This window comes from Cycloclasticus pugetii PS-1 (assembly GCF_000384415.1).
GTDB lineage: Bacteria > Pseudomonadota > Gammaproteobacteria > Methylococcales > Cycloclasticaceae > Cycloclasticus > Cycloclasticus pugetii.
This window is the reverse complement of the sequence record NZ_ARVU01000001.1, coordinates 947,186-967,658: the sequence shown is the minus strand read 5'-3', so window position 1 is coordinate 967,658 and position 20,473 is coordinate 947,186. Positions and strand designations below refer to the sequence as shown.

Here is a 20,473-nt window from a genome sequence, read left to right as displayed (position 1 = left end):
CAGTTTAATTACTGGCTTATTCACGATGATTTATTTTGATTGTAAAACCTGATCTTCGCCTTCACTTCGAGCAATAATAACTGCGCCACAAGAATCACTAAATACATTAACGCTGGTTCTACACATATCCAAAACACGATCGACAGCAAGAATAAGCCCAATGCCCTCTAATGGAAGCCCTATTGTTACCAAAATAATACTGATTGCAACAAGACTTGCCGCTGGAATACCCGCTACACCAATCGAGGTAACCAAGGCTGTTAGGACAATAAGAAACTGCTCAGTAAACCCTAAACTTAAGCCATAAGCTTGAGCAATAAACATAGCTGCCACGCATTCGTATAACGCCGTACCATCCATATTAATAGTTGCACCTAACGGCAAGACAAAGCTACTTGTACGATTTGAAACACCTGCGTTTTTTTCAACACACTCTAACGTAATGGGCAGTGTGGCTGACGACGAGCTTGTTGAGAAAGAGGTCAGCAATGCGGGGGTCATCGCTTTGTAATGGCGAAGTGGTTTAACGCCACCGAGGTATTTCAACACTAATGGCATAACACCAAACATATGAATAACTAAAGCACCTAATACCGTAAAGAAAAAATAGGCTAATGGTAAAAAAGCAGCTAAGCCTGTTGAAGCAACTACTTTAGCTACTAAGCCAAAAACACCGATCGGTGCAAACTTCATGACCCAATCGGTCATTTTCATCATTACATCCAATACTGCATTCCAAAATGTCAGCAAAACTGTTTTTCTTTGTTCGATTATTTGAGTCATAAAATAGCCAAATAATAGTCCAAAAAAGATCAGCCCTAACATTTGGCCATTGGCTGCTGCTGCGACAATATTGGTTGGCACCATCCGTAAAAATATACCGGTGATATCAGCAGCTCCTTTTCCTTCTAGCTTTGAAGCAACCTCTGTAATATCTTCCGTTAAGCCAACACGATCACGAACTGGTTCACCAGCAATGATGCCTGGCTCTACGATATTAACCAAAACCAAACCGATTAAAATAGCAACCAGACTGGTCGACAGATAATACGTAATTGTCTTCCCCCCTAAACGACCTAAACCACCTAAGTTACCCATATTTGCAATTCCACAAATAATCGATGACAAGATCAATGGGACTATCAACATTTTTAGTGCATTAAGAAATAACGTACCTAAAAATACATACACATCATAAAAAGTGAATGAACCTATACCCGCTTCTTCTCCTGTTGCAATACCCGCAATAATCGCTAAGCCAATTGCAATAAAAATTTGCCAGTGTAGTTTCATTTCAACTTATTGTGCTTGATTAGCTAAAACCACGTCTGCCTCAACACTTAAATTTTCTATTGTTGCGGCCAACATTACTTCACCAGTTAAACGTGATAAAAACTGCTTAAATGTTTGGCGTGAAGTCTCTGTCATCTCTGTTGGGTCGCCATCAGTTACTTTACTCAACTCAATAATCGCAACATCGCCATTGTCTAGCGTACTTAATTTAAAAGAGGGTTTTCCCTGTGTTGGGTGAGACATACTAAACGCATCGTTTAATAATTTTACTGGAACCGATTTATCATGCCTTGTCACCGGTCCAATATCTTCAAGCAGGACATCATCTGACGTTGACAAGGTATTAATCGTTACCCCTGATGTTAGCTGAGACAGTAAATCAGCCGCTTTCTGTGTTAACAATTCATTAGCCTTATCTTTTTTAACAGACAATTCAACTCTATCTTTTACTGCAGTTAACGGCATTGTTGCCTCAGGAACATAGTCATTAATACGTAATACAACTAAATGCTCAGAGCCTATTTCAATTGCATCGCTATTATTACCCGCTAAAACATCTTCATTAAACACAGCCTGACGCACTTTAGTGCTGGCAGCAATGCCCTCATCACTAGTACGTGTAATACCCGTTTGTTGTTCAACCGTTAACCCTAATTCATCAGCGATAGGGTTTAATGAATCTGGATTTTCAAACGCTAACTCAGCAAAACGCTCTGCTAGTTGATAAAACCTTTCGCTAGCAACATTTAATTTAAACAGTTCTGTTACTGTCTCTTCTACTGCTTCGTATGGTTGCACCTTATCAGCCTCTTTTGAGACCAGCTTTATAATATGAAAGCCGTATTGAGTTTGAACTACGTTACTAACCTCGCCTTCTTCAAGAGAATCCAGCGTTTTTTCAAACTCTGCGCCCATCATACCGTCGGTGATGATGCCTAAGTCACCACCTGATTCAGCCGAACCAATATCTTCAGACAACTCTTTAGCCAAGCTTGCAAAATTTTCTCCTTTGTTAAGTCGGCTTAAAACCATGTCGGCTTTTGCTCTCTTTTCCTCTCTCTCTGCATCTGCGAGATCAGCAGTTGCTTCAATCAATATATGGCTCGCTCTTCGATGACCGGATACCGTAAATGACTGACGCTCACGTTCATAGAACGCTAACAATTCATCTTTCGACGGGGAAACCTCCGACATCAAGTCAGACAAGTTTAATGAAATATATTCAATAGATGCTTCTTCAGGTGATCTATAAAGAAGCTTATTTTGTGAATAATGTTCGTTAAGCTCTTCATCTGTTACCACCACTTCATTAACCACTGAAGAAATAGGCAGCAACAAATACTTAATATCCCTAGTTTGATTCGTTAAACGATGAAATTCATCTATTTCACTCTCGTCTACTAAGGTCGTACCTATAATAGAGTTTATAAATTGTTCTCGTTCAATGCTTGCACGTACCGTTTCTACAAAATCAGTGGTTGTTAAGCCTCTTGCTTGTAATAATTGCTCATAGGTTGTTTTATCAAACCGTCCGTCTTTATGAAAGGCATCTATATTAGAAATTACATCAAGAACGGCCTTGTTTGATGCGACATAGCCATCTTTATTAACTGTTTGCAAAACTAGTTGTTCTTGAATTAATCGATTCAACGACTCTTGGCGTATTGCCTCTTGATTAAATAAGTCAGCAGAGTATTGATCACCATATTGCTCTTTTAATTGAGCCACGCGGTTTTGATAAGCCTGATTAACATCCGCTTGGTAAATTTTATAATCCCCTACTTTAGCGACCGCTTTTTCGGACCCACCATTGGTGTAGTTTTGTAAGCCAAACAAAGCAAATGGGATAGAGATCATTATAAGAATAACCATACCCAACCAACCTTTAACATGTACCCGCAATCTATCTAACATAAAAAATAATCCGCATAAAAATTTAAAAAAATAGTGCTTAACAGTCGTCTCAAAAGACAACACTCTCAGTTTATATAAAACCACTGCATTAACAATTTAATGTTTATTGACAGTGGCCGCAGCATCCTAAAAGGGAATTCACTATTGCACTATATGTGAGGAAATTAAACCATATTTTAGGCTAGTGTGCGTTAGTTTGAACAAACTATCCTTTACAACAACAAGGACACTAGCCAAGAAAACGATATTAAGCGGCGTTACTGCTGGCAACTGCATTTATTAAACAACGGATAGCACTTTATAGGGGTCACTTATAAACATCCTATTAATTGCATCGTGTTCTAAATTAACTCACATTTTCGATGAGCAAAAAAAAACCATTAATTTTTTCAAATTAATGGTTTTTTGTACCAATGGCGGAGTGGACGGGACTCGAACCCGCGACCCCCGGCGTGACAGGCCGGTATTCTAACCAACTGAACTACCACTCCTAAATGGTGGGTGCTGAGGGGATCGAACCCCCGACATTCGCCTTGTAAGGGCGACGCTCTCCCAGCTGAGCTAAGCACCCCAAGAACAGAAGAGGCGCTAGTTTACAGAGTCTTTTAAAGTTTTGCCAGCTTTAAATGAAGGAATTTTTGAAGCTTTAATTTGAATCGTTTCACCCGTTTGTGGATTGCGGCCTGTGCGTGCAGAACGCTCTTTTACAGAGAAGGTACCAAAGCCAATAAGTGAGATTGAGTCACCGCTTTTAAGTGCACTACTAACAGAAGAGATAGTGGCATCTAATGCGCGGCCTGCGTCAGCTTTAGTAAGTCCTGATTCTTCAGCGATTGCATTGATAAGGTCTGATTTGTTCATAAATTTTCCCCAATAGGATGATTAAATAATTTTTAAAGTTAATTTTTTTTGTTACTGGTGTTTAGAGCGGCTATATCTACCTCACTATTCACACAACAGGAGATTTTATATCCTTTCCCCCCCACCAGTGTCAAGCTTCAGAAGGTTTTTATGACTATATTTTTTTTAAAGCATACCTTCAATTAATTTACTTGCCTCAATTAAATCAAACACTTCAGCTTAATGTGCTGTCACCGTTTTATTTTTTGAAGGTTTACTTTTTTTGTCATCTTTTTTTATTAACTTTTCACTTCCTTTCAATGGTGTCGGGGACCGTTCAAGCGCGACTTCCAGCACCTCATCAATCCAGCGGACAGGGATTATCGTTAAATTTTGTTTAATATTAGCCGGCATCTCTATTAAATCTTTTTCATTTTGGTGTGGGATTACAACCGTTGTGATTCCACCGCGAAGAGCTGCTAACAATTTTTCTTTAAGCCCACCGATCGGTAACACCTCACCTCGAAGCGTAATTTCCCCTGTCATAGCCACATCAGCTAATACAGGAATACCCGTTAAGGATGATACTAAGGCCGTACACATACCGATACCTGCACTTGGACCATCTTTAGGCGTTGCTCCTTCAGGAACATGTACATGTATATCGTTCTTTTGATAAAAATCAGCTGGAACACCTAACATTGCAGCACGACTTCTGACCACTGTTAAAGCAGCTTGAATAGATTCTTGCATAACATCACCTAACTTACCGGTAAGTGTTAACTTGCCTTTACCTTCGCTAATAGCTGATTCAATTGTTAGTAATTCACCACCAACCTCTGTCCAAGCCAAGCCAGTTACTTGCCCAATTTGATTAGTTTCTTCGGCTTTACCAAAGTCAAATCGCCTAACCCCTAAGTATTTACTAAGGTTACGCGATGTAACATTGATTCGCTTCTTAGGTTTGCTCAGTAAAATGTCTCTCACTACTTTTCGACAAATTTTAGACATTTCTCTGTCGATATTTCTAACTCCAGCCTCACGCGTATAATAACGCACCGTATCTCTAATCGCTGATTGGCTTACGTGCAATTCCGACTCTTTCAAACCATTATTTTTTAATTGTTTGGTAATGAGGTAGTTCTCCGTGATGTTAATTTTCTCATCTTCAGTATAACCAGCGAGGTTAATCACTTCCATACGGTCCAACAGGGGACCCGGTATATTCATGCTATTTGCAGTCGCGACAAACATAACATCAGACAAATCAAAATCCACTTCTAAGTAATGATCGTTAAACGTACTGTTTTGTTCTGGATCAAGCACCTCAAGTAAAGCAGAAGCAGGGTCGCCTCTGAAATCCATTGCCATTTTGTCTATTTCATCAAGCAAGAATAAAGGGTTTTTTGTTTCAACTTTTGACAAGTTTTGTAAAATTTTACCTGGCATTGAACCAATGTATGTACGACGATGTCCACGTATTTCAGCTTCATCTCGCACACCACCTAAAGACATTCTTACAAACTTACGGTTCGTCGCACGAGCAATAGATTGCCCCAAGGATGTTTTACCAACACCTGGAGGCCCGACCAAGCAAAGAATTGGCCCTTTCATGTTTTTAACCCGTTGTTGAACAGCCAAGTACTCTAAAATTCTTTCTTTTACTTTCTCTAGCCCATAATGGTCAGCATCAAGCACTTTTTGTGCAGCAGCGAGATCATGCCTAATACGCGTACGTTTTTTCCACGGCACATTAACCATACAATCAATGTAATTACGTATAACACTGGCTTCAGCTGACATCGGGGACATCATTTTTAACTTGCTCAGTTCTGATTCAGCTTTTTCTTTTGCTTCTTTTGACATCCCTGCATCAGCTATTTTCTTTTCGAGTTCATCTATCTCATTTGAACCTTCTTCCATGTCTCCCAATTCATTTTGAATGGCCTTCATTTGCTCACTCAAATAATATTCGCGCTGATTCTTTTCCATTTGTTGCTTAACCCGGCTACGGATTTGTTTTTCCATTTCCAGAATATCAACTTCACCCTCCATCAATAACAGCAAATGTTCTAAACGTTCGCGAAGGTTATATGTTTCCAGTATTTTTTGTTTTTCTTCAACTTTCAACACCATGTGCGCTGACATAGTATCTGCAAGACGGCCAGAGTCTTCAATACCAGATAATGAAGTTAATACTTCAGGTGGTACTTTTTTATTTAACTTCACATAGCTTTCAAAGGCGGAACTAACGGTCCTAATTAGCACATCCATTTCTTGCTCTTCAAGGTCTACGGCATCTTTCAGCAAACTGACATCTGCACCAAACAATTTTTCATTGGTATAAATCTTATCAATATTAACTCGCTGCTCACCTTCTACTAAAACCTTTACCGTTCCATCAGGCAACTTAAGGAGCTGCAAAATAGTGGCTAAGGTACCGACTTGATAAAGGTCACCCTCTTTGGGATCATCGTTATCTGGGTTTTTTTGTGCAACTAGAACAATTTTTTTATTATCTTCCATCGCAAAATCAATCGCCTGTATTGATCGATCGCGACCAACGAAAAGCGGAATCACCATATGTGGGTAAACAACCACATCTCTCAGCGGAAGAATTGGTAAGTTTGTTAAATCTAGTTTTTCGTTCATTAGTTACCGCCTTAAAGAATTAAATTTAGTATTAGTAAGAATATCAGGGCACCGAACATTATTTTCAAGCCATAACTCATAAAAAAAGGCGCTTAAAGCGCCTTTTTTTCTCTTTGAAGTCTATTTTATTCCGATGATGCTACTTTTTTATCATTTTCATAAATAAACATAGGGTCAGACTCACCCCGAATAACCTTATCATCAATAACAACTTTACAAACATTATCTAGCGAAGGTAAGTCATACATTGTGTCTAGTAATACATGTTCTAAAATTGTCCTTAAACCACGAGCACCTGTTTTACGAGCCATCGCTTTCTTTGCGACCTCTCTTAAGGCTTCTTCTCTAAATTCAAGTTCAACGCCTTCCATTTCGAAAAGCCTTACATATTGTTTTGTTAATGCATTTTTAGGTTCACTGAGTATTTGAATTAATGCATCTTCATCTAGCTCTTCAAGCGTTGCTACAACAGGTAACCTGCCAACAAATTCTGGAATCAAACCATATTTAACAAGATCTTCCGGCTCAACATTTTGCAAAACATCACTGACATCTGGCGCTTCATTCTCGCTTACTACTTCAGCTGAGAAACCGATGCCGACATTTTTTTGAGAACGATCTTTAATAACCTTATCTAAACCGGCAAACGCACCACCAACAATAAACAAGATGTTACTGGTATCTACTTGTAAAAATTCTTGCTGTGGATGTTTTCTTCCACCTTGTGGAGGGACTGAAGCAACTGTTCCTTCAATCAATTTTAACAATGCTTGTTGGACACCTTCACCAGAAACATCACGTGTTAAAGACGGGTTGTCCGACTTCCGTGAGATCTTATCTATTTCATCAATGTACACGATGCCGTTTTGAGCTTTATCGACATCAAAATCACATTTTTGTAAGATTTTTTGAATAATGTTTTCGACATCCTCTCCAACATAACCCGCTTCAGTTAACGTCGTAGCATCTGCAATGGTAAAAGGAACATTTAACATTCTTGCTAATGTTTCAGCCAATAATGTTTTGCCTGAGCCGGTGGGGCCAATTAACAATACATTACTTTTTGCCAACTCAACATCATCAACACCTTTTGAGGCATTTAGACGCTTATAGTGGTTATAGACTGAAACTGATAAGATTTTTTTGGCCTGTTGCTGGCCTATCACATACTTATCTAAGGATTCTTTAATTTCAGAGGGTTTAGGTAATTTATCACCTGCGCCTGTCGCTTCATTCTCTTGAAGCTCCTCTTTAATAATATCGTTACAAAGCTCTACACACTCATCGCAAACAAAAACAGAAGGGCCTGCAATTAACTTTCTAACTTCATGCTGATTCTTTCCACAAAACGAGCAAATCAAAAGCTTACTATCATTCTCGCCATTGTCTTTATCATCACTCATACAAACCTCTTTTCTTTAACACTCATTATTAGGGTTGACTGTTTCATTACTCTTAATCTTTAGTTACATGCTATATACAGTATGCTAAAGATTATAAATCTGTCCAGTCCAAGCGCTAACTATTCTACTCTTCTATATTACGTGTTTTTAATACTTGGTCAATCAGGCCGTATTCAACGGCTTGTTGACTACCCATAAAGTTATCTCTATCGGTATCACCTTGAATAACATCTAACGGCTGGCCTGTATGTGAAGCCATAATTTTGTTTAAACGATCACGGATTAATAGAATTTCCTTCGCATGAATATCAATATCAGATGCTTGACCCTGAAAACCACCCAGCGGTTGGTGGATCATCATTCTTGAGTGTGGTAAAGCGAATCGTTTACCTTCAGCACCACCTGTCAACAATAATGCACCCATGCTGGCTGCTTGACCGATACACATAGTACTAACATCTGGTTTGATAAACTGCATCGTGTCATAGATAGACATACCTGCTGTGACAGAACCACCTGGTGAATTAATATATAGGTGGATATCTTTATCAGGGTTTTCAGATTCTAAAAATAGCATCTGAGCAACAATCAAATTAGCCATATGGTCTTCCACTTGGCCTACTAAGAAAATAACCCGTTCTTTAAGGAGTCTAGAGTAAATATCGTATGAACGTTCGCCACGTGCAGTCTGCTCAACCACCATCGGAACTAATCCAAGTGCCTGCGCCTCTAGTTTATTTTGCATCTTAACTCCCTTATTATCTGTCATTTATCCAGTTGCTTGAGTAGGTGCCATTAGCTCATCAAACGTTAACTGAGTTTCTGTTATTTTAGCCTTTTCTAACACCCAATCAACCAATTGGTCTTCTAATACAACGCTTTCAACTTTATTGCGCTCTTCTGGGTTAGAGTTATACCAATTGATAACTTCTTCAGGCGATTGATACGTTTGAGCAAACTCTTCAATTCGTGCTTGTACTTTTTCAGCATCCGCTTTGATATCATTTTGCTTGATCATTTCAGACAATAGCAAGCCTAATTTAACGCGTTTAGTTGCTTGATCTTTAAAAAGCTCTTTTGGTAAATCCGGCTGTGCTGGTTGACCTGCCTGAGCTGCTTTTTCATTTAGCGAAGCAAGCATTTGATTAATTTCATTATCAACAAGTGCTTCTGGCACAGACACTTCATTGTTTTCAACAATTGCATCCATGACAATTTCTTTACGTTTAGTTGCTAATGCACGAGTTAACTCACCGCCCATATTTTTAGCAAGGTCTGCTCTAAAGTCAGCCACATCACCACTTTCCACACCAAATTCCTTAATAAACTCTTCATTTATTTCAGGTAATTCGCTCTTTTCAACCTTATCCACTTCTACATCAAAAACCCCAACCTTGCCGGCAAAGTCAGCTTGTTGATAGTCTTCAGGAAAAGTCACTTCAAAACTTAATTTCTCACCAGTTTTCACGCCTTTTAAGTTTTCTTCAAACCCAGGTATCATGCTTTTTGAGCCAAGAACAACAGGGAAACCTTTAATAGGCTCTTCCGAGATAGGCTTATCACCTACTTTACCTTCAAAACTAACTGTTACTTGGTTACCGTCTTTAGCTTTGGTTTTAACTTCTTTCCAGCTTGCTTTTTGTTTTTGCAGCTTTTCAACCATATTATCTATATCAGACTCTGCAATTTCCACTACTGGGCTATTCAGTGATAAGTCTTCAACTGGGTTAACTGTAATCTCTGGATAGACTTCAAAGCTTGCTGAGAACTCATACCCTTCAACCTCAGCTTCGTTAGCTTTAATAACAGGCGCACTGGCTGGGTTTAGCTTTTCTTCCATGATTGCTTTATAAAAAAAGCTTTGTGTTAACTCTGATAACGCTTCAGCGCGCACACTTGCTCCAAATTTCTTTTTGATAACGCTCATAGGAACCTTACCAGGTCTAAATCCATCAATCCGTGCGTTTCGTTTCACATCGTCATAACGCTTATTGATCGCCGTATCGACCTCTTCTTGAGGGACAACGATTGTTAATGTTTTTTTAATATCAGAAATAGATTCAACAGAAACCTGCATAATTATTCTCTAGTGTAGTTTATTGATGATTGTTCAAAAAAATAGATGGTGCGAAAGGAGAGACTCGAACTCTCACATCTTACGATACTGGAACCTAAATCCAGCGCGTCTACCAATTCCGCCACTTTCGCATTTTGGTTGGAAATAATGTGCGGTATCATACCGACTCTTTCAACATTTTTGCACTCCTTTTTGAATACAATTTTACTTAAATGTAAAAAAACCATATGAAAGCTACCTTATTTTTTGTTTTTTACTTCTTAACAGCCTCTGTTTTGGCTGCTTTAATCGCCTATCCATTATTTTTAGCGTTTGGCACAAATGAATATCGTTTTGAAAAATGGGTTACGCGCGCCGCCCTTTTATTTTTAATCTTAGGACTGATTCCATGTTTTAAGTTTTTTAAATTGAGTTTAAACGCCATTGGACACAATAATACCTATGGCAACTTCTTTAAAAAAACATCATTCGGCTTTATTTCTGGCCTGTTAATTCTTGGCGTTGTTGTGTTTACTCTGATCGTTCTTGATATTAGAGTACTGTCAGAAGATGCTCAATTCACATGGAAACTTGTTTCTAAAGCATTATTAGCCGGAATCGTCGTTGCTTTAATAGAGGAAACCTTATTTAGAGGGCTATTCTTCAAGCTAAGCCAACAATGGCACAACGGTTTTACGGCGGTTGTTGTTAGTAGTTTTTTTTATGCCATTTTGCACTTTATTAAACCCATTGAACATATTGATCAAAACCTTTTATATATAGGCACTGGTTTTGAAGTTATCGTTAATGCATTTAAAGCAGTTGCATTTATGCCGCTTGATGACTTTCTAGCGCTTTTTGTTGTTGGCGCTTTCCTTGCCCTAGTTCGTCTTCAGACACGTACTCTTGCTTATTGCATTGGTCTACATGCTAGCTGGGTTTTCCTCATAAAAATAACTAAAGAACTCACTGACCATAACCCCGCATCAAGCTGGACTTACTTAACTGGGCAATACGATGGCATAATTGGTATTCTTAGTTTTATTTGGATTAGCGTAATCATTTTTGCTTACCTGATCTATGTCATTAAACCTAAGTATCAACCGCATTCTTAATTCCACATCCTTGACATGACTCAATCATAGATTAGAATGGGAATCATTATCATTAACGTTTGAGATCACATGTCAAATAACCAGGCATTAAACCAGTACGCTACTCTTGCTGATATTGAAATTGGCCAGGAAGTAATGCTGTGTAAAAATCAAATGGCTCATTCGTTAGAAAAAAAATTGCTAACGCTAGGCTTTTCTAAATTAATTCCCCTTCAGGTTACTCAAAGAAGCAAAGGTGGAATTATTGTCAGTATTGGAAATACTCGTATTGCTCTGAATGAAACCCTCGCAAAACAAGTAGTAATAGAAACATTATGACCAAGCAATGTTGCGAAGAAAATATGCCCGTACGCCCCTCTAATAAAAGCCCTGTCATTGCCGTTATTGGCAACCCTAACTGCGGAAAATCAACATTATTTAATGTTATTACAGGCATTAAACAAAAAACGGGGAACTGGCCTGGCGTTACAGTGGACCGTCGTGAAGGGCTTACTAAAGTTAACAACCAAGAGCTTGTTTTGGTCGACTTACCAGGTGTTTATGCGCTTGATAGTGACCGCGAGGCTCTTGATGAACAAATAGCTCGCCAATATATTTTATCCGAAGAGGCTGATGCACTTTTAATTGTTGCAGATGCAGCCAATCTAGAACGCAGCCTGTTCCTTACCAGTCAATTACTTGAAACCGGCATTCCAGCTGTACTTGCGTTAAACATGATGGATGTTGCCAAATCTCGTGGCATGAACATCGACCTAGAGGCTTTATCTAACGCTCTTGGCTGCCCTGTTTTTCCTATTGTTGCACGTAAAAACCAAGGAATCACCTCACTTTTAGAAAGCATATTAACGGTAATTGATGAGCAGCCTAAGCATCACTTAAACATTGAATACCCGACTGCCGTTACCTCAGCTCTTGATGAAATTATTCCGACGTTAAATACGCAACGCAACTCCCCATTTATTCTACGATGGCATGCGCTTCAATGCTTAGAGGGGTACTTCTCCCCCACTACAACACAGCAAACCGAAGAAATTTGTGCTAGCCGACAGCTCTATATAAAAGATTCAACTGGAGAAGATGCAGATACTCTTATTGCTGCCAGCCGCTATGAATTTGCACACCAGCTAACCTTACAGGTAGTCAAGCAAGTCAAAAACATTCAACAAACATGGTCTGACCGAGTAGACAAAGTCATTCTTAGTGACTATCTCGGCTTACCTATCTTCTTTTTAGCCATCTACTTAATGTTCAGTATAACCATTAACTTTGGTGGCGCTTTTATTGATTTCTTTGACATTACCGCCAGCGCGCTGTTTGTTGATGGATTTAAAATTCAACTCCAGAATTTGGATTTTCCCAATTGGTTTCAAGTCTTACTCGCTGATGGTTTAGGCGGTGGTATCCAAGTTGTTGCTACCTTTATCCCCATCATCGCGACTCTCTATTTCTGTTTATCTATACTCGAAGACTCCGGCTATATGGCCAGAGCTGCCTTTGTTATGGATCGTTTTATGCGTAAGCTTGGACTACCCGGCAAAGCTTTTGTGCCATTAATTATTGGCTTTGGTTGCAACGTACCATCCATCATGGCTACACGTACCCTAGAAAAGCAACGTGACCGCATTATGACGGTGATGATGGCGCCGTTTATGTCGTGTGGTGCACGGTTATCTGTGTATGCCTTGTTTGCTGCAGCTTTTTTTCCTCAATCTGGGCAAAATATTGTTTTCTTACTATATCTATTAGGTATTGCAGCGGCTATTTTTACCGCACTGTTACTAAAAAGCAGCGTGCTTGAGGGTGAGTCTGATAGTTTTCTCATAGAACTCCCCCCTTACCACCGACCAGCCATCAAAAGCTTACTAATCCACACTTGGGAACGCCTAAAGGGTTTCGTATTAGAAGCTGGCAAATTTATCGTCATGATGGTCATGGTGATCAATATTCTTAATTCCGTTGGCACTGATGGCAGTTTTGGTAATGAAAACAGTTCAAAATCAGTCTTGAGTGAAGTCAGTAAAACATTCACACCTGCCTTTGAACCGATGGGAATCCAAGAAGAAAATTGGCCCGCTATCGTTGGTATTTTTAGTGGCTTACTCGCTAAAGAAGTGGTTGTTGGAACACTCGATGCAGTTTATTCAAATATTGAAGGCAACACCGACGATAACGACGAAAACTTTAGCCTTAAAAATAAGTTCTCAGAAGCTGTGACAACAACTAAAGATAATTTAAATGATGCGTTCCAAAACATGGGCGACCCGCTTGGTTTAAGGACACTTGATGCCAACGACAATCTTGATGAAGCCGCAACTGAGCAAGAAGTTAGCTCAGCTCTCTTTGGCACCTTGGTGAAATATTTTGATGGCAAAATTGGTGCCTTTAGTTATCTACTCTTTATTCTTTTATATGTCCCTTGTGTTGCTGCGATTGCCGCCGTTAAACGTGAAACAGGAACACGTTGGGCCTTATTTTCTATTTTCTGGAGCCTTTATTTGGCATACAGCATGGCGACTTCTTTCTATCAAATTGCGAACTTTTCAAGCCATCCAACACAAACACTGATTTGGTTATGTGTATTCATTGCTGGCTTTCTAGGAATATGGCTTACGCTTCGCCAACTTGGCCAGAAATTACTCGCTGTTGAACCAACACTGATTAAAGACGCATGATTTTATTAGAGGTCCGTGATTACTTACAAGCCGCACGAAGCGCTCCTGTTCGTGATTTAGCCTTACATTTCAAAATCTCTCAAGATGACGCCAAATCAATGCTCGAACACTGGGTAAAAAAAGGTTATGCAAAAAAACTTCCAGCTGGCTCACTTTGCCAAGGTGGTTGTAGAAGTTGTGACCCCGAGACAATAGATATCTATGAATGGACTGGCCCTCGCTAATCTTAATAAATACCTTTTATTTAATTATTTAAATACTCAGCAAAATTTTTCCTAACCTTAGCAATTGGAATCGAAACGCCAAACCCAGTCTTTAACGCAGACCCTTTTGCTACTTTGATGGTATTAACTGCCACCACATGACCATCATCGGTTATCAATGGCCCACCACTGTTACCCGGTAAAATCTGTGCGTCAGTGACTATTCGGTTTTGCAACACCTGAGTTACCGTCCCATCTGTTAACTGATCACGTAACCCCAAGGGGCTTCCAATTGCATGAACGGTTGTACCCTGTACGACTGAGCCAGGTGCCATTTCTAAGTAAGGCGCTTTACAGGCATTTACTTTCAGCAAAGCCAAGTCATCTGTCGACGCCACCTTAATTAGCTTGGCTCTTGCTTTAGTATTATCTTTTAAAACAATATCAAATGACTGAGCAACATTTGACACCGCGCTAGAGAAGTTAAAGTCAGATTTTTGTCGATTAAAGATGTCCTCATCCAAGCTCAGGCGCCTCTGCGTTTCATTCAGTTGTTGCAGGTCTTGCTGATATTGCTGCTCATAAAGCGCGTACTCGCGTAACGCGATTTGTTTTTCTTTGTCTGATCTCAAACCGTCTATATATATTCGAAAATCATCGAGTTTTTGCTTATTAATAAAGAGCCGCTCTTTTTGTTGATTAAGCCGTATTTTATTACTATTAAATATTAAACTATTTTTTTTGATCTTTGCCTGCGTCGCATCCCATTGCTTACCTTTAGCGGGGCGAACCACATGCTTATTCGTCACTAAATAACAATCCTCGGTTACAAAAAAGCCAGATCCAGAACCAAGTTTACTTTTAACAGTAACAACAGCCTTCGTTGCTTGCTGAACAGGATTAGTAAATGGGTATTTACTATTTAGCAGCGTTATAAAATCATTTGACCTCTCGACAGAGGCGGTTGAATTTTTATATGCGCGAACCTCGGTAGCCCCATCCTCATTGATAGGCGAATCAGAAAACTGCCAATGCCCACCTTTATCCTTATATTTAAATATTTCCGCCACACAAGTGCTTGGAATATAAAGTAAGCAGACTGTTGTTAAGGTGATTATAAAACGCATAATTTATATCAGTGTAAACACTGCCCTCATGGTCGTATCAGTGATCATTTGACCTTAAAAAAACCCCCTTGTCGATAAAGAAAGTCTAGCTCAAATTTTAAATTTATTATCGGTCTCAATGGTTAGCATCAATTATTCAAAGGCTTTCAGGCCCTTCTCATCCTGCTTTTTCAACAAGTTTTATTGTGTAAATACTTAATAGTAGAACTTGCTTTAGTAGGGTTTCCTTCTTTTTATTTTCCTGATCTACATCAGAGTAGTTATAGGCATTAAACATTAGAATTTGCGCCACAGTAAAAACAAATATTACTTGAAAGCAACTGTATTTTATAACTCGTCACTTAGGAGAACCTACTTTATGACTAATAATACCGACTACCATCAATTTATTGATAATGACGAAGGATGGGTCGATCGACGTATTTTTTGGGAAGAAGAAATTTATGAGCAAGAATTAAAACAAATTTTTGCTAAATCATGGCAATTCATCGCTCATGACTCAATGATTCCCAATGCTAATGATTTCTATACCACTTATATGGGCGAAGATGGTGTTATTGGGGCGCGACAAAAAGATGGTAACGTCAGAGTTTTTTTAAACTCATGCCCACACCGTGGAAACAAATTCTGTTTTGCAGACGAAGGCAATGCTCGCTCTTTTATATGTAATTACCATGGCTGGAGTTTTGGTATTGACGGCAAGCTAGGCGCTTTAGCGAACGAGCATGTTTATGATGAAGGCGATATTGATAAAGAAAAATGGAGCCCAAAACAAGCGCGTGTTGAAACCTATAAGGGCTTAATATTTGCGACATTTGACCAAGATGCACCTTCGCTGGATGAGTGGCTCGGTGATTTTCGTTGGTACTTAGACATGATGTTTGACAACGATGGAGAAACAGAATTCATTGATGGCGGCATTAAATCATATGTTAATGCCAACTGGAAATTTGGCGTAGAAAACTTTGTTGGTGATGCTTACCATGCGCTTTGGAACCATGACTCTGGCCTTAAAGCCATGAATAAAGGTGAAGGCTTTGGCCCAGCAGTAACTGAAAACTCTTATCACGCAAGTATTAATGGGCATGGTTGGGAGTTTGGAACCGATGGCTACGCAGATGTAGTGATTGGTGGGTCTGAAAAGTGGCTTAATTATGTCAGAGACATCATTAAACCTAAAATTAAAGAGAAATATGGTGAGCTTCGCTCCAATATATTTGGTTCATTAGCCTCCGTTTCATTATTTCCCAATATTTCATTTTTACCTGGCATTCAAACATTTCGTGTTTGGTTACCTAGAGGGCCTAAAAAGTTAGAACTACGTGTTTTCACCATTGTTAATAAAAACATGCCCGAAGAGATCAAACAAGAAATTAATAATGCTTGCATGATGACCTTTAACCCAGCCGGTGTTCTTGAGATGGACGATGGGGAAAACTGGGAAGGCAATACACAGGTCAATAAGGGTTATTTAACTCGCCAAGAAAAACTTCATTATGGCTGCGGTATTACCCGAGAAATTGAGCACGAAGAGCTACCGGGCATCATTTACAAAGGCCAGTTTAACGACGCCAATCAACGACATTTCTATACCCGCTGGGCTGACTTGATGAATGCTGATTCATGGAATGACGTACCAACACGTTACAGACCCCGTCATACAAAAAACAACTAAATAGGAGCTAGGTCGATGACAAATTTATCAGAAAAAACAGCAGCAGTAGCAGCACCAGTACCGGCCTCTATGGAGCTTACTTTTGAGGTTGAGCAGTTTTTGTATAAAGAAGCTCGTTTACTAGATACCGAAGAATTTCATGCTTGGTTGGGTATCCTAACCGACGATATTCACTACTGGATGCCTTATCGTTATCAGCGCTATCGTAAAAACCATGTAGAACCAACCGTGAAGGGTATGGCTTATTACAATGATGATATGCATAACTTAAAAAGGCGAGTTCTACGAAATGATACCGGAACGTGTTGGTCTGAAGACCCAGCCACACGCTCTTCTCATGTTATCAGCAATATCGAGGTTGAACATACAAAGAATCCAGATGAGTACAAAGTGTATTCATTAACAACGGTCAACCGCAATATGAATGAAGATGAAGAACACCTAATGGTTGGTCATCGTACTGATATTTTACGTCGCGTTGATGGGCAATTAAAACTGGCCAAACGTAAAATTATTTTGGATCAAAACATCTTTATGAACAAAAGTTTAAACGTATTTTTATAAACATCTTTAAGCTTAACGAGGAGAGAAAATGGTAAAGGTAATAGAACTAGGTTATTTAGGTCTTAATATCACTGACGCTGCTGCTTGGCGGAAATACGCGACAGAATGCATTGGTCTTCAAATTGTTGAAAGTGGTCAAGATGACCGCTTTCATCTAAGAATGGACCTTCAGCATCATCGTATTACTGTTCATGAAACAGCTGATTGTGATGATTTAGCTTATATGGGCTGGCGTGTCGCTGGGCAAGAAGAATTCAAAGCCATGCAAAAACAACTAACAGATGCTGGCGTTGATTTTCAAGTTGGAACGCCTGAAGAAGCGCGTGAGCGTCATGTATTGGCGCTGATAAAACTTAAAGATCCATCAGGCACAGCGAATGAAATTTATTACAGTCCTCAAGTAGATGTTATGAAACCCTTCCACCCTGGCCGCCCATTATTTGGCAACTTTATTGCTGGCGACCAAGGGTTAGGTCACGTTCTTGTGCGTTCAGATAACGATGAAGAAACGTATAACTTCTATAAATTATTAGGCTTAGTTGGCTCGGTAGAGTATAGAATTCCAATGCCCGATGGTAACTTTGCTGAGCCTTGCTTTATGCACTGTAACAGCCGTCAACATTCCATTGCTTTTGGTTTCCATGGCATGGTTGAGCGGCTAAACCACCTTCATATCCAATACAGTCACTTAGACGATTTTGGCCAATCTCACGATATTATTCGCAACCAAGGTATTGATGTTGCTATGCAGTTAGGTAAACATGCTAATGATCAACTGTATACCTTCTATTCAGCTACTCCTTCTGGTTGGTTGATGGAATTAGGTTGGGGTGATTATGTTAAACCAGAGACACAAGAGCATTATGCTGGTGACATTTTTGGTCATGGTGTAGAAGCGTCTGGTTATGGTATGGATATTGATATATAACAAGGCACTATATTCAGGCTATCACTGATTAGCACTTACTGAACTTTGGTAGTTTCAGTGTAAAGAACGCCCACTGAAGTGGGCGTTCTTTTTAAATAGCATAGGCATTAAAAAACTACCTCTTTTAATCTATCGAATAGAAGTAGCCAATGCCAACCTCCTCGTACTAACTCGTTTAATCATTAGAAATGAGCTATTGTTTTCGCTTGATAAACCTATTACATAAATAAGTGCAATCACGTTAATTTTCTGTGCAAAAAATACCATTACAAAAAATCATTTTGTCACTTCAAAAAGATAACGATTAATACAAAAAAAGTATTCCCCTTTTTGTTCAAGTGACTCAATTCCTGCTAACCAAGCCTCAGAGTCCTTATTAGTCACACCATTACGGTCAATTGCAAACGAGGCAATAATTTTAGATAACCAATAACTAAAATTTTTATCATTATATTCAATGTTCATAATTGGCAACGCTTCCACCTTACTTAATTGCAGGCTTGCTGATTTAATGGCGCCAGCCAAACGCATAGGAACAGACTCTTGCGCACAATGCTGCTTCCATGCATGAATAATACGGTCACGACAATCAACATCCGCTGCGCTCCAGTACGGGAACGCCCAATCTGTATCAACAATAACCCCTCGCCCACCTGGGCGAAGTACCCTTGCGAACTCTAATAAAGCAGCATTTAAGTCAGGAACATATTCATAGACCTGCGTTGAAACAACCGAGTCAAAACTGTTGTCGGCAAAGGGTAAGGACATTGCATCACCTTGCTCAAAGGTGACATTCACAGCATCAGCACAGAGTTGTTTAGCCGACTCAATCATATTGTCTGCCATATCAACACCAACCACTGACCCTGTAGGACCTATATGCTGGCTGATATCTTTAGCTAATAAGCCAGGACCAGAGCCAATATCAAGCACCTTTAAACCGTTTTGTAGTTTAAGTGAGGCAATCACTTGACCTCTCGCTGACACAATATCCGGCGTTTGATAAGCCATTTTTAATGCATGACTTACCTCATCATTAAATTTTAAACCCTCTGCCATTGTCTACCCTCTTATTATTATTTTTAGATACCAATATTTTTTTATTTACCCACAGTACATTGTATCTCTTGCATCATCCGCTCGACACAGTCCATCCCTTCATCTATTGCCTCTTGCGCCCTATAAAACTCCAACAAACCCATTTGTGATAACTTAGGCGTCAGGATAATATCTGGGGGGTCTCCTGCCATACGGCTTCGGGTAATTCGGTCTTGGGTAATATTAACTGAGCCAGCAATCGCCTCAAATAAACTAGGCGTCTGTTCTTGGTTTCTATCAAATGAAAAAATTGAATCGGTATATTCAGCGACTAAATTGGTGAGCTTATCGACCACTTTTCCGGATGGTTTAATGGTTTTCTCTTGTTTTCCTATATGCTTACCGACAATGTCTCCATTTAAATTTACCGCAATCACTACATCCGCGCCTAAGGCTCGACAAGTAGAAACAGGCACAGGGTTCACTAAGCCTCCATCGACCAGCCATTTATTGTCATGCTGTATCGCTGGGAACAAACCCGGTAACGAAATAGAAGCCCACACAGCCTCTAACACTGACCCTTCAGACAGCCATATTTCTCTCCCCGTCTTAAGGTCTGTCGCTACACTGGCATAGTCCTTGTCAAATTCTTCAATGAGTGCTTTATCTGAAGCAACATATTGACTTAGAAAATGATGCAACCGATCTTTATTAACAAACCCATTAAATGAACGATTAATCTCAAAGAATTTAACTGTATTAAGCTTAGATAACGAAAGCGCCCACTGTTCCAGATCATCTAAATGACCCGATACATAGGATGCGCCTACTAGTGAACCTATTGATGTTCCACAAACGATATCTGGTTCTATGCCCTGTTTAATCAGCGCTTTAATAACCCCAATATGTGACCAGCCACGAGAGGCCCCACTTCCTAATGCCAACCCTATTTTCATGTCTGCCACTTAACCTCTCCTGAGACGTTTAATTCAG

The 20,473-nt window shown here is 39.5% G+C and carries 17 protein-coding genes and 3 tRNA genes; 7 read left to right on the top strand and 13 right to left on the bottom strand.

Annotated elements, in window-relative coordinates; translation table 11 throughout:
* Positions 1-30: 30 nt before the first annotated feature.
* From CYCPU_RS0104710 to CYCPU_RS0104665, 10 genes are all read right to left on the bottom strand, one after another.
* On the bottom strand, positions 31-1,293 hold the full coding sequence (locus CYCPU_RS0104710; RefSeq protein WP_016389460.1) for a dicarboxylate/amino acid:cation symporter: 1,263 nt from the start codon (positions 1,291-1,293) through the stop codon (positions 31-33).
* Positions 1,294-1,299: 6 nt separating this feature from the next.
* The gene (locus CYCPU_RS0104705) at positions 1,300-3,207 is read right to left on the bottom strand and encodes a SurA N-terminal domain-containing protein (protein WP_020162068.1); all 1,908 of its coding nucleotides are present in this window, start codon (positions 3,205-3,207) and stop codon (positions 1,300-1,302) included.
* A gap of 414 nt (positions 3,208-3,621) precedes the next feature.
* Positions 3,622-3,698: transfer RNA gene (locus tag CYCPU_RS0104700), tRNA-Asp, on the bottom strand.
* Positions 3,699-3,702: 4 nt separating this feature from the next.
* Positions 3,703-3,778 (bottom strand) — tRNA-Val (locus tag CYCPU_RS0104695).
* Between the two features lie 17 nt (positions 3,779-3,795).
* The gene (locus tag CYCPU_RS0104690; protein ID WP_015005755.1) at positions 3,796-4,068 is read right to left on the bottom strand and encodes a non-specific DNA-binding protein Hbs; all 273 of its coding nucleotides are present in this window, start codon (positions 4,066-4,068) and stop codon (positions 3,796-3,798) included.
* A 219-nt stretch (positions 4,069-4,287) separates the two neighbouring features.
* The gene (gene lon / locus CYCPU_RS0104685) at positions 4,288-6,699 is read right to left on the bottom strand and encodes an endopeptidase La (RefSeq protein ID WP_020162067.1); all 2,412 of its coding nucleotides are present in this window, start codon (positions 6,697-6,699) and stop codon (positions 4,288-4,290) included.
* Positions 6,700-6,824: 125 nt separating this feature from the next.
* Positions 6,825-8,102, bottom strand: coding sequence for an ATP-dependent Clp protease ATP-binding subunit ClpX (gene clpX / locus CYCPU_RS0104680; RefSeq protein ID WP_015005753.1), 1,278 nt, complete (start codon positions 8,100-8,102; stop codon positions 6,825-6,827).
* Positions 8,103-8,226: 124 nt separating this feature from the next.
* Complete coding sequence (gene clpP, locus CYCPU_RS0104675; RefSeq protein WP_015005752.1) at positions 8,227-8,847, bottom strand: ATP-dependent Clp endopeptidase proteolytic subunit ClpP; 621 nt, start codon at positions 8,845-8,847, stop codon at positions 8,227-8,229.
* Between the two features lie 24 nt (positions 8,848-8,871).
* Complete coding sequence (tig, locus tag CYCPU_RS0104670) at positions 8,872-10,179, bottom strand: trigger factor (protein ID WP_015005751.1); 1,308 nt, start codon at positions 10,177-10,179, stop codon at positions 8,872-8,874.
* Positions 10,180-10,225: 46 nt separating this feature from the next.
* Positions 10,226-10,310, bottom strand: a tRNA-Leu gene (locus tag CYCPU_RS0104665).
* A gap of 96 nt (positions 10,311-10,406) precedes the next feature.
* Here CYCPU_RS0104665 and CYCPU_RS0104660 point away from each other — a divergent pair.
* The 4 genes from CYCPU_RS0104660 to CYCPU_RS0104645 all read left to right on the top strand — a co-directional run bounded on the left by CYCPU_RS0104660 (position 10,407) and on the right by CYCPU_RS0104645 (position 14,169).
* On the top strand, positions 10,407-11,273 hold the full coding sequence (locus CYCPU_RS0104660) for a CPBP family intramembrane glutamic endopeptidase (protein ID WP_015005750.1): 867 nt from the start codon (positions 10,407-10,409) through the stop codon (positions 11,271-11,273).
* A 69-nt stretch (positions 11,274-11,342) separates the two neighbouring features.
* Entirely contained in the window at positions 11,343-11,591 is a 249-nt protein-coding gene (locus CYCPU_RS0104655; RefSeq protein ID WP_016389466.1) for a FeoA family protein, read from the top strand.
* On the top strand, positions 11,588-13,945 hold the full coding sequence (gene feoB, locus CYCPU_RS0104650) for a Fe(2+) transporter permease subunit FeoB (protein WP_020162066.1): 2,358 nt from the start codon (positions 11,588-11,590) through the stop codon (positions 13,943-13,945). The genes CYCPU_RS0104655 and feoB overlap by 4 nt, the downstream gene beginning before the upstream one ends.
* Positions 13,942-14,169: a FeoC-like transcriptional regulator gene (locus CYCPU_RS0104645; RefSeq protein ID WP_015005747.1), complete on the top strand. Its 228-nt coding sequence runs from the start codon at positions 13,942-13,944 to the stop codon at positions 14,167-14,169. Before feoB ends, CYCPU_RS0104645 begins: the two co-directional genes overlap by 4 nt.
* A gap of 20 nt (positions 14,170-14,189) precedes the next feature.
* On the opposite strand, the gene CYCPU_RS0104640 is transcribed toward CYCPU_RS0104645, so the two are convergent.
* Positions 14,190-15,275, bottom strand: a complete 1,086-nt coding sequence (locus tag CYCPU_RS0104640) for a S1C family serine protease (RefSeq protein ID WP_020162065.1) — start codon at positions 15,273-15,275, stop codon at positions 14,190-14,192.
* Between the two features lie 358 nt (positions 15,276-15,633).
* On the opposite strand from CYCPU_RS0104640, the gene CYCPU_RS0104630 reads away from it, so the two are divergent.
* From CYCPU_RS0104630 to CYCPU_RS0104620, 3 genes are read left to right on the top strand one after another with little or no spacing between them, the layout of a single operon-like run.
* On the top strand, positions 15,634-16,950 hold the full coding sequence (locus tag CYCPU_RS0104630; RefSeq protein WP_015005744.1) for an aromatic ring-hydroxylating oxygenase subunit alpha: 1,317 nt from the start codon (positions 15,634-15,636) through the stop codon (positions 16,948-16,950).
* Positions 16,951-16,965: 15 nt separating this feature from the next.
* Positions 16,966-17,514 carry a 3-phenylpropionate/cinnamic acid dioxygenase subunit beta gene (locus tag CYCPU_RS0104625; RefSeq protein WP_016389470.1) on the top strand — a complete coding sequence of 183 codons (549 nt, stop codon included), beginning with the start codon at positions 16,966-16,968 and terminating at the stop codon, positions 17,512-17,514.
* A gap of 28 nt (positions 17,515-17,542) precedes the next feature.
* A complete protein-coding gene (locus CYCPU_RS0104620; protein ID WP_020162064.1) occupies positions 17,543-18,442 on the top strand; it encodes a VOC family protein in 900 nt (299 codons plus the stop codon).
* A 276-nt stretch (positions 18,443-18,718) separates the two neighbouring features.
* Here CYCPU_RS0104620 and CYCPU_RS0104615 read toward each other — a convergent pair whose 3' ends face one another.
* On the bottom strand, positions 18,719-19,501 hold the full coding sequence (locus tag CYCPU_RS0104615; RefSeq protein WP_020162063.1) for a methyltransferase domain-containing protein: 783 nt from the start codon (positions 19,499-19,501) through the stop codon (positions 18,719-18,721).
* 41 nt (positions 19,502-19,542) lie between these two features.
* Positions 19,543-20,445 carry a patatin-like phospholipase RssA gene (rssA, locus tag CYCPU_RS0104610; RefSeq protein ID WP_020162062.1) on the bottom strand — a complete coding sequence of 301 codons (903 nt, stop codon included), beginning with the start codon at positions 20,443-20,445 and terminating at the stop codon, positions 19,543-19,545.
* Positions 20,446-20,473: the final 28 nt, after the last annotated feature.